Consider the following 13,736-nt stretch of genomic DNA (forward strand, 5'->3'; position numbering starts at 1 on the left):
GTGGCTGAAGTGAATGGCGAATCTTTGAACGCGGAAGCCGGCCCACCGGGCAAGCCCGAACGCGGCAAGGCCGTCAAGCTGGTCGATCGCGTCTTCGACCAGTTGCTCGAGCGTATCCGCGGCGGAAATTATCCGCCGGATTCCCGCCTTCCCGGCGAGCATGAGCTTGCCTCGATGCTGGGTGTGTCGCGGCCGATCGTCCGCGATGCGCTGGCGCGCCTGCGCGATCAGGGCATGGTCTATGCCCGGCAGGGCGCCGGCACCTTCGTCAGTGCGCATGGATCGCCGACGACGCAGCTTGCCTATTCACCGGTCAAGACGATCGCCGACATCCAGCGCTGCTACGAGTTCCGCCTGACGATCGAGCCGGCGGCGGCCTATTTTGCCGCAAAACGCCGCAATGAGCAGGCCATTCAGAAGATCGCCAGCGCGCTTGCGGATCTGCGTGAGGCGACCAGCCACCAGCTTCATCGCACCGACGCCGATTTTCTCTTCCACCGCGCGGTGACGGAGGCTGCCAACAATCATTATTACACGGCCTCGATCGATGCGCTGAAGGCCCATATCGCCGTTGGCATGCATCTCCACGGCCTCTCTTTGCTCGGCCCTCGCCAAGGGTTGGAACAGGTCTACGAAGAGCACAACGCCATCTACAAGGCGATCGCCGATGGCCGGCCTGACGATGCACAAAGACTGATGAAGGCGCATCTCGAAGGCTCCCGGGACCGTCTGTTCGAGGGCAGGGTGCTCGACCTATCCTTCTGACGCGCATCCCCAGCGGCTATCAACTCAAAAATGGTAGAGAGTTCATGCCCTTAACTCGGGATGTCTCCTTCGTCGTCGATTGTCAGCCGGATTTCTGCTTCTTGATGATGCTGATGTTGCCGCTTACTTCGAGGATCGCAAATTTTATCTCCCCCACGCTCTCGATGCCTTCCTGGCTTCGAGCCGCTTGCATGACGTCTTCCTTCTGCAGCCGGGCGCCTCTGAGTGCGCGTTCGTCGTAGACGCCATCCGTCACCAGAATGGTTGGAACGCCATCGATGATATGAGCTGCGCGAGGCCACCACCTCTTCACGTAAGACAGGCCGATGTCGGTCGTAAACAGTGTGAGGATCAAGATGACGGCGTTGGTGATCGAGAAGTCATCGCCTAGCATCGCCTGCTGGGTGGTTTCGGAGATCACCAGCACGATCACCAGATCGAACGGTGTCATCTGGGCCAATGTCCGTCTTCCCGACAAGCGGATGATCACGAGCAAGGTGAAATAGATTGCCAGTCCGCGTAATACCGCGTCCACCGTGCTGTCCTCATGGAAAGATGAAAGTGGATTGGGTGCGGGTCTCTCCGCCCATGCCAATGGTGGCGCGAAGAGGGCCGGGGAGTTGCGTTTGCAGACGGAAGACGATCTGCGTCGGCCCTGCCGGGTCGGCGGGGAACACGTAGCCTATCCGGCCCGCGCGCGCGAAGGTCGCTTTTTGGGGCGGGTCGACGCCCTGGATCGAAAAGGTTTGAAGAAAGGCGGGATCTATCGTGAAGATCCTGTCTTCGGACGACGGCGTGAAGGTCACCGTCATATCCTCGGGAGCATTCCATCGGGAGATGACGGGAAAATCCACGGATCCTTCGGGCAGTATGAGTGTTTGCCGCGAAAACGGACCGCCTCTTCCAAGCAGACCCAACAAGCAGGACACCAGAAGAAGCGTGAACACGATCCAGGAAATACGTTGAACAGCCCAGAACCTTTGCTGAAATTCGCTATGATCGAGCACGCCTTCCGGCAGCGCGGGCAATTTGTCTATCTTTCCCATGCCGCCGCCCTGTGCGTCTTGCGGAGAGCTTCGCTCGGAGGCAACCGTTTTCGGCAATGAGGGGGCCGTGGCCGTATACATCGGATGGGTAGCAGTCCAGGCGTCTTCGCCGATCAAGGGAACGAAGAGCACCCCGCCGAGATCTTCTTCCTCGAATGCGGTGGCGCCGGCGCGCGTGAGGCGTTTCAGGCGCTGCCCATCGCCGCGGCCGACCGGAATGATGAGCCGCCCTCCGAGCCCCAGTTGTTCCTTCAAGGCGGTTGGCACCTCTGGTGCGCTCGCAGAAACAATAATGGCATCGAAGGGGGCGGCTTCCGCCCAGCCCCTGCTGCCATCGCCCACGCGAACGTCAATGTTGCGGTATCCCAGTTTCTCGAACCGTTCCTTGGCCTCGAGCGCCAGTATTTCATGGCGCTCGATGGAGTAGACATGCCTGGCTATCCGGCTCAGAAGGGCTGAAGCGTAGCCGGAACCTGTTCCGACCTCGAGCACCGTGTCGCCGGCATCCAGTTTGGCCTTTTCGAGCATCAAAGCCACGATAAACGGCTGCGAGATTGTCTGGCCTTCGCCGATCGACAGGGGCGCATCCTCATAGGCGAATTCCTCGGAGCCCGGAGGAACGAATTTTTCGCGCGGCACCGTGCGCATCGCTTCGGTCACACTTGGATCGCGAATGCCACGACGCGTAACGTGGTGCTCCACCATGCGATCTCGGATGCGCGTCATGTCCATGGATCAGTTCCACTGTCGCCGACTGCACCTTGGAAAACTTCCGGGTGGTGCAGAATGTAAAACAAATGGGCGACCGGGGAGTTCCTGAGAGGCGCAGGTTTTCAGCAAAGACGTCCTCCACGAGTTCATGACCTTCAATGCCGGAATAAGCGGCGCTTTATTGGACTTCTCCCGGCATCAAGAATAACATTAGCGGAAACAAATATTGAAGCGATGTCACCGTAGATGGCTGAATTGCCCGTCCAACGCCGACTTGCCGCCATCGCTGTCGCCGATGTCGTCGGATACTCGCGGCTGATGGGTGCCGACGAGAATGGAACGCTGGCGGCACTGAGGCAGCTTCGGACTGAGATTCTCAACCCCACGGTGCGTGAACATGGCGGGCGCATCGTCAAGGTGATGGGCGACGGGGTGCTCGTGGAGTTCGCCAGTGCGGTGAACGCCGTCACCGCGGCGATCGAACTGCAGAACAAGATGGCGCAGGCCAACGAGCCAATGCCCGAGAACCGCCGCATCGTGCTGCGCATCGGCATCAATCTGGGCGACGTCATCGGGGATGGCAGCGATATCTATGGCGACGGCGTCAACATCGCCACGCGGCTGGAAGCACTGGCCGAGCCAGGCGGAGTTTGCATCTCGGGCAAGGTGTTCGACGACGTGCGGGACCGGGTGACCGTGCGGTTTCGCGACTTGGGAGAGAAAACACTCAAGAACATCGCTCGGCCGGTGCGCGCTTATGCTCTGAACACTGCGCCCGCGCCAGCGATCCCACCTGTCGCCCACGGGATGTTTCCGTCGCTCGCCGTCCTGCCGTTTGAAAACATGAGCGGTGACCCCGAACAGGAATACTTCGTCGACGGTATCGTCGAGGACATCATCACGGCCCTCAGCCGTTTCAAGTCGTTCGCGGTGATCGCCCGCAATTCGAGCTTCGTATACGAAGGCCATGCCGTCGACGTGCGACAGATAGCCAAGGAACTGGGTGTTCGCTACGTCCTTGAAGGAAGCGGCCGGCGAGCCGGCAACCGGCTGCGCATCAGCGCACAATTGGTGGATGGAATTTCAGGAGCGCACATATGGGCGGACAAGTTCGACGGGGCCTTCGAGGACGTGTTCGACGTACAGGATCGGATCACGGAAAGCGTGGTCGCGGTGGTCGAACCAAAAATCCAGCGAGCCGAAATCGAGCGCTCACGTCGTGAGCGGCCCGAGAGCCTTGATGCATACGATCTCTATCTACAGGCATTGCCGGATGTGTTTGTCTCGCGGCCCGATGCCAATGCGCGTGCGATCGTGCTGCTGGAGCGGTCGATTGCCCTCGATCCGGGCTTCGCACCCGCCCTGGCGATGACCGGTCAAGCCTATCTGTTGCGGGTAGCCATGCAGTTTCCCGGAGCGTCGAACGCCGATGCGGAACGTGCGCTAGCGGTGGCCCGGGCGGCACTGGCGATTGCCCGCGACGACGCGATGGTGCTGAGCTATGGCGCCTTCGTACTGATCCACATGGGGGGCGACTATCACACTGGGATTGCCTTGCTGCGGCGGGCGATCTCGGAAAATCCCAACAACGCGATGGTCCTGCAACAAGCGGGCGTCGGAGCGCTGTTGGGTGGCGATCTCGGCGAGGCCGCTGACTATCTGCAACGGGCGCTGCGGCTCAACCCGAATGAACTCGGGACGCATTGGCAGTTGACCGGCATGGCGCATATCCGTATGGCCGAAGGGCGCTACGAGGAGGCACTGGATTGGGCGATGCGCTCGCAAGCGGTCAATTCAGGGTACGACGCCAATCATTGGATGCTGATCGCCGCCAATGCTTACCTCGGACACATGGATGAAGCGCGCAAGCACCTTGCTGCGCTTGAGAGCATTTCGCCCGGCGTCAACCTCGCACGCATCCGTCGTGGCCAACATGCCATCGACCCGCACAGAATCGAAGTGCTAATCGAGGGCATGCGCATGGCCGGGATGCGCAAGTCTGGCGATTGAAGTCTGCTCTCCGAAAAATTGAACTCGAGAGAGAAGTATTGCTTACGGTTGAAAATGGAGCCTGCCTTGGCGACGCAGCAAAGTGGCATCAATGCATATTATGGAACCAAAATATCTATTATGTTACAATGCCTTAAGCTCCGCCTTATCTTTCTGTAGCCGCAACTTTGTGGCCGCAAAGTCGAAATGTCCTGTTTCTGCAAAGTTGGAATATCGCACCCCGCGTTGAATGTCGCGGCCGGCCATCGAACAGCGGGACCGCCGCGCGATAGCCTCGGGTCTTCAAATCATGCCTGGAACTAGGTTAGATCAGCCTGTGTAAACGTGAACCGTGATCGCCATGATGCGCTTTCGTGAAAGTCAGGATATCAGCAAGAGTTGCACCGACCTGGAAAGCTCTGAAACCCGCCCATGAACCACACCGACATCAGTTTCCCTTCCCTATCCCTTTCTTCAAACATCAGAAAACATGCTCATGACTAATCCTACCAGCGTCTATTCGATGCCCGGAACGTGTTTTTTCGATCTGGCTCCTGCCGCGGGCGGCGAGCCCTATCGCATATTCCTTTCCATTCCGGCAGAGAGACCGCCGGCGAAAGGATGGCCGCTTCTCGTTATGACCGACGGCAACGCCACTTTCCCCTTCGCGGTTGCCAGCTTGGTCACGCAGGCACCTTATCCCACGGGAACGAATGTCGGCTGGGGGGTGATCGCGGCGATCGGCTACCCGTGCGACGAGCCCTATGATCCGCTCCGCCGGTCTTGGGACCTGGGGCCTCCGCCGGTCAAATCCTATCCGCCCTTCGTTGAGGGCGGTCCGCCGGTTGTCATCGGCGGGACTGGTAAGCTGCTCGATTTCATCGAGAACGAGCTTATACAGCGGATTGCAGAGATGGTGATCCTGGATCCGACGCGCCGATCGCTCTTCGGACATTCCTTCGGCGGCCTCTTTACTCTCTATGGCCTGTTCGAGCATCCAGGTCTGTTTGCCAATTGGATTGCGGCCAGCCCGACCATCTATTGGGAGAACAGTGAAATCCTCAAGAATGAGGCGCGCCGTCAAGTCATACCCGGAAATGCACCCTTCCTGCATTTGTCTGCCGGGGAACACGAAGGCGATGAGCTGGCACCCTTCCAGTACCGGAACGAGGATGCGGCGGCACGTCTGGAGAAGAGGAAGATCGAGCGGACCGTCCTCCTGGCGCGAGAGATGGCGGAGCGACTAGACGGGGCCGCCGACGGATTGCGTGCTGAATTCGAGGTTTATGCCGGCGAGACCCACATGTCCGTTCTTGCGGCGGCCGTGAATCGCGCGGTGAGCATTGCGTTCGCCGTCCAGGGTTTGACCGGCAGGGAAGCGAAAACGGAGAATTCGCGATCGGCTTGATGCTGATGGCGCTTCTGCGGCCAAATGCGCCGGCCGGACGGAAGGTTGGACAGTGTTCAGCCTCCTTGTGGGCAGCGTGTGGCTAAGCGCGGATGAGCCTTCGCTCCAGAAAACTCTGCATGTCGCGCCGTCCATCTACCACGCAGTAGACGACGACATCAGTGCCCATGATGCGAAAGATCATGCGCCACGGCTTATGGTGCAGTTCCCGATATTCGGAAATTCCGATCCCCGCCAATTCCTTCGGAATATTTCCGCGGGCGGGGAATTCTTCAAGCTCGGCGCAGGCGCTCTCGATGTCCGTCAGAATGCGCTCTGCCGTCTCGGCGCCGTCGCGACCGGCGATAAAGCGATAGAGATCTTCGATGTCGCGTTCCGCATCCTCGGCGAAAAGAACACGATATGGCATCAGGATTGGCTGTCCGCCAGACGTTTGCGGATGCGCGCAAAGGATTCCGCAGCAGGGCGCAGTTTACCCTCCTCGACTTGCCGGTTGGTGAGCGCCAGTACCTTCAGGAGCGCCAGTGTCTCCTGGGTTTCTTCATATTGGCCGACGTCCTGAAGGATGGCTTTCGCCTCCCCGTGAAGGGTAATGACGACCGGCTGCGGATTATCCTTCAATGTCCGGATGATCTCGGGCGCATGCGCCTTGAGATAGCTGATCGGCTTGACCTGTTCTGACAGCTTCATGCGGCTACTCCCTTTCGACCAGAATATAGACCATCAAGTGGTCGATTGAAAGAAGCCTTTCGGTGGCTGGGAGACACATTCCCAGCATCCGATTTTCCATCTTGGGTGCGGCCGCTTTTTTCACTCAACGCGTTCGAAAGAGAATGTCATTTCTTATAATGAAGTTTGTCTACTGATTTTATAGACTACACTTTGCAACCAGGGATCGGATCGTGGTGCCATGACCTACTTCCTCAGTCTTCTCGACAAAAGCCCGATCGAACAGGGGCTGACGGCCGCGGATGCGCTGCGGGCGACGGTAAAGATTGCCGCTCGGGCCGAGGAACTCGGTTATCACCGTTTCTGGGTCGCCGAGCATCATAACATGTCCAATCTGGCGAGCTCCGCGCCGGAGGCGCTGATCGCCTATCTTCTCGCCAGGACCTCGAGGATCCGCATCGGTTCCGGCGGCGTCATGCTGCAGCACTACAGCGCCTATAAGGTTGCCGAGACCTTCAATCTTCTGGCATCGCTTGCACCCGGCCGCGTCGATCTCGGTGTCGGCAAGGCGCCGGGCGGTTTTCCTCTTTCGACGCGCGCCCTGCAGCTTGCCGTCGATCCGGCCAGGAAGCCGGATTTCGCGAGCCAGCTTTCCGATCTCAACATCTATCTCGCCGCCGACCCGAATTACGACGGCGCGCAGGCAACGCCTTTCCCGCCGACTGCGCCTGAGCGTTTCCTGCTCGGCGCCAGCGTCGAAAGCGCCGAACTCGCTGCCGAGAAGGGCTGGGAACTCGTTTTCGCCGGTCACCTGAACGGCGATCCTGACAATCTGCGCAGGACCTTCGAGGCCTATGAGCGGGCATCCGGCGGCAAGCGCCCGATCCTGGCGCTCGCCGCCTTTGCCGCCGAAAGCGAGGACTATGCCCGCGAGCGCGTCGGCAATCTGCGCATCGTCAAGGTGTTCCTGCCGAACGGCCAGACCGTCAATGTCGGCAGCGAGGAGCAGGCGGCCGAATTTGCCCGCCAGGCCGGCGTCACCGATTACCGCATCGAGGAGAGGGTGCCGAGCGTGCTGCATGGCACGGCGGAGCAGATCCGCAAGGAGCTGGACGAACTTCACCGCCGCTATGGGGTCAAGGAGTTCGTGCTGGACACGCCGGCGCTTTCGGTTGCCGAGCGCCTGGCTTCCATCGAGCTTCTCGCCAAAGAGCGGCTTTCCCTCGTCGCCTGATCGTTTCCAAGGAGGATTGATCCCATGGCTCAAAAACACGTCACGTTCGGCATCATGCTGCAAGGTCCCGGCGGTCAGATGAATGCCTGGAAACACCCAAGCGGACCGGCGGATGCCAGCGTCAATTTCGATTTCTTCGTCAAGACGGCGCGCAAGGCGGAGGCGGCCGGCATCGCTTTCGCCTTCGTTGCGGACGGGCTCTACATCAACGAGCAGTCCATCCCGCATTTCCTCAACCGGTTTGAGCCGATCGCCATTCTCTCGGCGCTCGCTGCCTCGACCTCGAAGATCGGCCTCGTCGGCACGGTCTCGACCTCTTATAGCGATCCCTTCACCATTGCCCGCCAGTTCGCCTCGATCGATCTCATCAGCGGCGGCCGGGCAGGATGGAATGCGGTAACCTCGCCGCTTGAGGGGTCGGGCCGCAATTACAGCCGCGAACATCCCGAGCACGAACTGCGCTACGAGATCGCCGAGGATTATATCGATGCGATCAAGGGCCTGTGGGATTCCTGGGACGACGACGCCTTCGTCCGCAACCGTGAGACCGGCGTCTTTGTCGACAAGACGAAGATGCATCGCCTCAACCACAAGGGCCGTTTCTTCCGAGTCGAGGGGCCGCTCAACATCGGCCGTTCCAAGCAGGGCCAACCTGTCGTTTTCCAGGCCGGCGCCTCGGATTCCGGCATCAGGCTCGCCGGCAAACATGCCGATGCGGTTTTCACCAATGGTGGGCCGTTCGAGGATGCACAGGCTTTCTACCGACAGCTCAAGGGCAGCGTGATTGCCCATGGCCGCAGTGCCGCGGAAGTCGGCATCTATCCTGGTATCGGGCCGATCGTCGGTGCGACGCAGGACGAGGCGGAAGCCAAGTATCAGGCGATCCGCAACCTCGTCACGACAGAGGAGGCACTGCTCTATCTTGGCCGCTTCTTCGATCATCATGATTTCAGCGTCTATCCGCTCGACGCGCCATTCCCCGAACTCGGCGATATCGGCAGGAACAATTTCCGCGCCACCACCGACCGCATCAAGAAGACGGCGCGGGAGAAAGGCCTGACGCTCCGCCAGGTCGCGCTTGATTCCGCAACGCCGCGCACGCCCTTCATCGGCACGGCGGAGCATATCGCCGACGAAATCATCCGCTGGGTGGACCATGGCGCTGCCGATGGCTTCATCCTCGGTTTCCCTGTCATCGCCGAGGGCTTCGACGATTTCTCGAGATATGTTCTGCCGATCCTCACGGAGCGCGGCTATTTCGATCCCGTCCTGAAGGGCGAGACGCTGCGCGACCATCTCGGTCTGCCCTTCCGTGAAAGCCGCTACACGGCGGGCGCAGATCAGATCGAGCGCGGAAAGGCTGTCGGCGCCTGAGGCGCCGCCGAACCTTGCGTTCCAGGAGCTCAGGACCAGCAAGCTTGTGGCATCCCGCCTTTCCTCCTGGGGCTATGAGGTGGCGACGGGCATTGCCGGAACCGGCATCGTCGCCACCCTCAGGCGCGGCGAGGGGAAAAAGCGGATCGGCATCCGCGCCGACATGGACGCGCTGCCGATCGAGGAGGCAACTGGTCTTGCCTATGCCAGCAGCAACCCCGGCGTCATGCATGCCTGCGGCCATGACGGGCATACGTCGATCCTGCTCGCTGCCGCGCGTTATCTCGCCGAAAGCGGCAATATCAGCGGCACGTTGCGGCTGATTTTCCAGCCCGCTGAGGAAATCGGCGCCGGCGCCCGCAAGATGATCTCGGAAGGCCTGTTCGAACGGTTTCCTGTCGATGCGGTCTTCGGGCTGCACAACTGGCCGGGTGTTCCCGCGGGACAATTCGGCTTCGTTAGCGGCCCCGCCATGGCCTCGGTCGATCAGGCGGTGATCAAGATCATCGGCAAGGGCGGCCACGGCGCCGAACCGCACCGCGCCGTCGATCCGGTGCTCGCCTCGGCCTCCTTTATCACCGCCCTGCAGAGCGTCGTCTCGCGCAATGTCGACCCGCAGGATATGGCGGTCGCGACCGTCGGCTCGATCCATGCCGGCTCCGCCTCAAACGTCATCCCCGAAAGTGTGGAGATGAAGCTCACCATGCGGGCCTTCAGCGAGACGGTCCGCCAGCTGTTGCGAGAGCGCATTCCGGCACTTGCACGCGCCCAAGCCGAAAGCTTCGGCGCCGAGGCGGATGTGAATTACCGCCTCGGCTTTCCGGCGCTGATCAACCATGCTGCGGAGACGGCCTTTGCCCGCGACGTCGCCTACGACGCACTCGGCCCCGCGGCGGTCGAGAAGGATTTCCGGCCGAGAACCGCAAGCGAGGATTTTGCCTTCATGCTGCAGGCAAATCCCGGCAGCTATCTCTTCGTCGGGAATGGCGACAGCGCTCCTCTCCACAGCGCCCACTACAATTTCAACGACGCGATCATCGCGCCCGCCGCCCGCTACTGGGTGCGGCTCGCCGAAACCTTCCTCACTGATGACAACGGGTGATGAACGATATGAGCGATACGTTTCTGTATACTAGCCCTCTCGACCCGCGCGCCAAGCCGCTGATCGATGAATTGATCTACGAATACGACAGCCGTTACGGCAACTATTTCAATGCCGAAGGTGCTGCGGCCGAGCTCAACCGTTATCCTCCTGAGGCTTTTGCGCCGCCTCAGGGCAATTTTCTCCTGTTGATCCGTGATGGTGAAACCATCGGCGGTGGTGCCTTCAAGAACTATGACGACCGCACGGCCGAGTTCAAACGCATCTGGACGCGCTCCGATCTGCGCCGTCAGGGCCTTGCCCGCAAGGTGCTGGTGGAGCTGGAGGCCCAGGCCGCTCGCCAGGGCTATTCCCGCATCTATCTGACGACCGGCTTTCGCCAGCCCGAGGCCGTCGGCCTCTATCTGAACTACGGCTACACCGCTCTCTTCGACACATCCGCCGATCCCGAGATCTACAGGAGCCTGCCCTTCGAGAAGGACATCACTCATCTCGCTGAACCTGCTCACGAAGATGCCGAACCACGCCTGCGCGTGGCCGGTGCAAATTTCTGAAAACGGCAAAGACCGACAATCATAAAAGGGAAGCACAATGGCACTGACGACGGATTTCGCCGGCATCGACGCCGGCAGCAGGACGGCAGAATCGAAGGATCATTCCCGTTACCGCATCGTGCCGGCGCGCCATCCGGGCCGCCTGGCAGGCACGATCTTTGCTGCCATCGTCATCGTCGCCGTGCTCTATTCCATCTTCACCAATCCGCGCTGGGGTTGGAGCGTCTTTGCTGAATGGTTCTTTGCCGAACCAGTCCTCGTCGGTCTCGGCAGGACGCTGCTTTTGACCGTGCTTGCCGCCATATCCGGCTCCATCCTCGGAACGGCCCTGGCGCTTGCCCGCGTTTCCAAGTCGCCGCTTCTCTCCAGTCTCTCCTGGGGCTATATCTGGCTGCTGCGCTCAATCCCGGTCATCGTGCTGCTGCTGATATTGAACAATCTCGGCTACCTCTATGAGACGATCAAGATCGGCATTCCCTTCACCGATACAGTCTTCCTCGACTATCCCACCGTGCAACTGCTGACGCCGTTTGCCGCCGCCTTTCTCGGCCTGACGCTCAACCAATCGGCCTTCTTCGCCGAGATCGTGCGCGGCGGTATTCTCTCGGTGGATCACGGACAGTTGGAGGCCGCCGCAGCACTCGGCCTGCCGCGCCGCCGCCAGGCCTTCCGCATCGTGCTGCCGCAGGCCATGCGCTCGATCCTGCCGACCGGCTTCAACGAACTCATCGGACTGGCGAAGAGCACCTCCATGGTCTACGTGCTGGCGCTGCCGGAGCTCTTCTATACGGTCCAGGTGATCTACCGCCGCAATCTCGAAGTCATTCCGCTGCTGATGGTCGCGACCGTCTGGTATCTGATCATCATGACGGTGCTGTCGATCGCTCAGCGCTATATCGAACGCTACTTCTCCAAAGGCGCCGTGCGCAATCCGACGCCGTTGCCCTTCCAGGCATTTTTCGAGCGTTTCCGCCGTCCGCTGCCTGTCCTCGATACGGCGACCGACACCGTGCGCAAGATCGGTTTCCGGGATGCGGCGACGCTGCGGGCCGCAGGAGGCGCGGTGCGCATTCACGGCATTTCCAAAAGCTTCGGCTCGCTGAAAGTGCTCGATGATGTCGAGCTCAGCCTTCCCGCCGGCAGCGTGACCGCCATCCTCGGTCCGTCCGGTTCGGGCAAGTCGACGCTTCTGCGCGCCATCAACCACCTGGAACGTGTCGATGAGGGGTTCATCTCGGTGGACGGCGATTTCGTTGGCTACAGCAGGAAGGGCGATACGCTCTACGAGCTCAAGGAGAAGGATATCCTCACACGCCGCGCCGATATCGGCATGGTCTTCCAGAGCTTCAATCTCTTCCCGCATCTGACCGTGCTCGAAAACCTCATCGAGGCACCGATCCAGGTTCGCGGCATCGGCCGTGGGGACGCCGTGCAGCTGGCGCAGGAGCTGCTGGCACGCATCGGCCTCTACGACAAGATCAATGCCTATCCGCGCCAGCTTTCCGGCGGCCAGCAGCAGCGTGTGGCGATCGCCCGCGCACTGGCGCTCCGCCCGAAGGTGCTGCTCTTCGACGAGCCGACCTCGGCGCTCGATCCCGAGCTCGTCGGCGAAGTGCTCGACGTCATCCAGGAACTTGCCCGCACCGGCACGACGCTTGTCATCGTCACCCATGAGGTCGGTTTTGCCCGCGAAGTCGCCGACACGGTCGTCTTCATGGAAAGCGGCCGCATCCTGGAGGCTGGCCCGCCGGCCCGCATCTTCGCACAAGCGGAACATCCCCGTACGCGGGAATTCCTCGCCAAGGTTCTCTAGCGCCTGATAGCGCTGGCGAAATGCCGGGCCGCGACGGGCTGCTCCGGCCGAATAACAATAACCACAACCTAAAGATGAAATGGAGAAGGGGCATGACATTTACAGATAGGGCAAGGCTTCTGATAGCGGGAGCCGTCACCATTGCCGCGATCGGTTTCGGTTCCGCTCAGGCGCAGCAGAAGTTCGATCTCAGCCCCGAGCAGCCCAACCGGCTGCGGGTGGAAAAGAACGAGAAGCGCATTGCCGAAGTCAAGGACTTCAAGTTCGTCGAAAGTGGCATCTTCACCGTCGGCATCAGCTCGAGCGGCAATCTTCCGCTGCATGATTATGCCTCCGATTCCAAGACGGTTATCGGTTACGACGTCGACCTGGCGCAGGCGATTGCCGACAGCCTGGGCCTGAAGCTCGAGCTCGTTTCCGTCGCCTGGGCCGATTGGCCCCTGGGGCTGACCTCTGGAAAGTTCGACGCGGTGATCTCCAACGTGACGGTCACGGAAGAGCGCAAGGAGAAATTCGATTTCTCGACCTATCGCAAGGACGAGCTTGGCTTCTACGTCAAGTCCGACAGCTCGATCACCTCGATCAAGCAGCCGAAAGATATTGCCGGTCTGAAGGTCATCACCGATGCCGGCACGAACCAGGAGAAGATCCTGCTGGAATGGGATCGTGAGAATGTCGCCGCCGGCCTGAAGCCGATCGAGGTGCAATATTATGACGACGATGCGGTCAAGGATCTTGCCGTCCAGTCGGGCAGAGCAGACACGGTCTTCAGCGTGAACGCGACGCAGGCCTATTCGGCGGGGATCAACGGCAAGACCAAGCTCGTCGGCACCGTCAGCGGCGGTTGGCCGATCACCGCAGAAATTGCCGTCACCACGCGCAAGGGCAGCGGCCTGGCCGCGCCCTTGACCGATGTCGTTAACGACTTGATCGCCAGCGGTGCTTACCGGAAGATCCTCGATACGTGGAACCTCGGTCCGGAGGCGATCGACAAGGCCCAGACCAACCCACCGGGCCTGCCGAAGAGCGGCTCCTGATCGATCCCTATTGGGCCGGCGGCAATGCTGCCGG

13 protein-coding genes are annotated in these 13,736 nt (G+C 60.6%); 9 read left to right on the plus strand and 4 right to left on the minus strand.

The window, feature by feature from the left end; all coding sequences use genetic code 11:
* Complete coding sequence (locus tag AC1D2N_RS31230; RefSeq protein WP_003549481.1) at window positions 1–765, plus strand: FadR/GntR family transcriptional regulator; 765 nt, start codon at window positions 1–3, stop codon at window positions 763–765.
* A gap of 82 nt (window positions 766–847) precedes the next feature.
* On the opposite strand, the gene AC1D2N_RS31235 is transcribed toward AC1D2N_RS31230, so the two are convergent.
* A complete protein-coding gene (locus tag AC1D2N_RS31235; protein ID WP_047620416.1) occupies window positions 848–1,300 on the minus strand; it encodes a DUF421 domain-containing protein in 453 nt (150 codons plus the stop codon).
* Window positions 1,301–1,310: 10 nt separating this feature from the next.
* Window positions 1,311–2,543 carry a protein-L-isoaspartate(D-aspartate) O-methyltransferase gene (locus tag AC1D2N_RS31240; RefSeq protein WP_130654072.1) on the minus strand — a complete coding sequence of 411 codons (1,233 nt, stop codon included), beginning with the start codon at window positions 2,541–2,543 and terminating at the stop codon, window positions 1,311–1,313.
* A 225-nt stretch (window positions 2,544–2,768) separates the two neighbouring features.
* Between AC1D2N_RS31240 and AC1D2N_RS31245 the strand changes: the two genes are divergently transcribed.
* Window positions 2,769–4,532, plus strand: coding sequence for an adenylate/guanylate cyclase domain-containing protein (locus tag AC1D2N_RS31245; RefSeq protein WP_130654071.1), 1,764 nt, complete (start codon window positions 2,769–2,771; stop codon window positions 4,530–4,532).
* Between the two features lie 475 nt (window positions 4,533–5,007).
* Window positions 5,008–5,919 carry an alpha/beta hydrolase gene (locus tag AC1D2N_RS31250; RefSeq protein ID WP_130654070.1) on the plus strand — a complete coding sequence of 304 codons (912 nt, stop codon included), beginning with the start codon at window positions 5,008–5,010 and terminating at the stop codon, window positions 5,917–5,919.
* Between the two features lie 82 nt (window positions 5,920–6,001).
* Here AC1D2N_RS31250 and AC1D2N_RS31255 read toward each other — a convergent pair whose 3' ends face one another.
* Window positions 6,002–6,328, minus strand: coding sequence for a type II toxin-antitoxin system RelE/ParE family toxin (locus tag AC1D2N_RS31255; RefSeq protein WP_028732312.1), 327 nt, complete (start codon window positions 6,326–6,328; stop codon window positions 6,002–6,004).
* Window positions 6,328–6,609 (minus strand): type II toxin-antitoxin system Phd/YefM family antitoxin, encoded by a 282-nt coding sequence (locus tag AC1D2N_RS31260; RefSeq protein ID WP_003591561.1) that lies wholly within the window; start codon window positions 6,607–6,609, stop codon window positions 6,328–6,330. The genes AC1D2N_RS31255 and AC1D2N_RS31260 overlap by 1 nt, the downstream gene beginning before the upstream one ends.
* 220 nt (window positions 6,610–6,829) lie before the next feature.
* Here AC1D2N_RS31260 and AC1D2N_RS31265 point away from each other — a divergent pair, with 220 nt between their 5' ends.
* From AC1D2N_RS31265 to AC1D2N_RS31290, 6 genes are all read left to right on the plus strand, one after another.
* On the plus strand, window positions 6,830–7,822 hold the full coding sequence (locus AC1D2N_RS31265) for an LLM class flavin-dependent oxidoreductase (protein WP_130654069.1): 993 nt from the start codon (window positions 6,830–6,832) through the stop codon (window positions 7,820–7,822).
* A gap of 24 nt (window positions 7,823–7,846) precedes the next feature.
* Window positions 7,847–9,196, plus strand: a complete 1,350-nt coding sequence (locus AC1D2N_RS31270; protein WP_130654068.1) for an LLM class flavin-dependent oxidoreductase — start codon at window positions 7,847–7,849, stop codon at window positions 9,194–9,196.
* Window positions 9,162–10,298 carry a M20 aminoacylase family protein gene (locus AC1D2N_RS31275; protein ID WP_477982670.1) on the plus strand — a complete coding sequence of 379 codons (1,137 nt, stop codon included), beginning with the start codon at window positions 9,162–9,164 and terminating at the stop codon, window positions 10,296–10,298. Before AC1D2N_RS31270 ends, AC1D2N_RS31275 begins: the two co-directional genes overlap by 35 nt.
* The gene (locus AC1D2N_RS31280; RefSeq protein WP_130654066.1) at window positions 10,295–10,852 is read left to right on the plus strand and encodes a GNAT family N-acetyltransferase; all 558 of its coding nucleotides are present in this window, start codon (window positions 10,295–10,297) and stop codon (window positions 10,850–10,852) included. The genes AC1D2N_RS31275 and AC1D2N_RS31280 overlap by 4 nt, the downstream gene beginning before the upstream one ends.
* Window positions 10,853–10,889: 37 nt before the next feature.
* Window positions 10,890–12,665, plus strand: a complete 1,776-nt coding sequence (locus AC1D2N_RS31285) for an amino acid ABC transporter permease/ATP-binding protein (RefSeq protein WP_130654065.1) — start codon at window positions 10,890–10,892, stop codon at window positions 12,663–12,665.
* Between the two features lie 92 nt (window positions 12,666–12,757).
* Window positions 12,758–13,702, plus strand: coding sequence for an ABC transporter substrate-binding protein (locus AC1D2N_RS31290; protein WP_130654064.1), 945 nt, complete (start codon window positions 12,758–12,760; stop codon window positions 13,700–13,702).
* Window positions 13,703–13,736: the final 34 nt, after the last annotated feature.

It is taken from the genome of Rhizobium sp. P1_B8 (genome assembly GCF_056406515.1).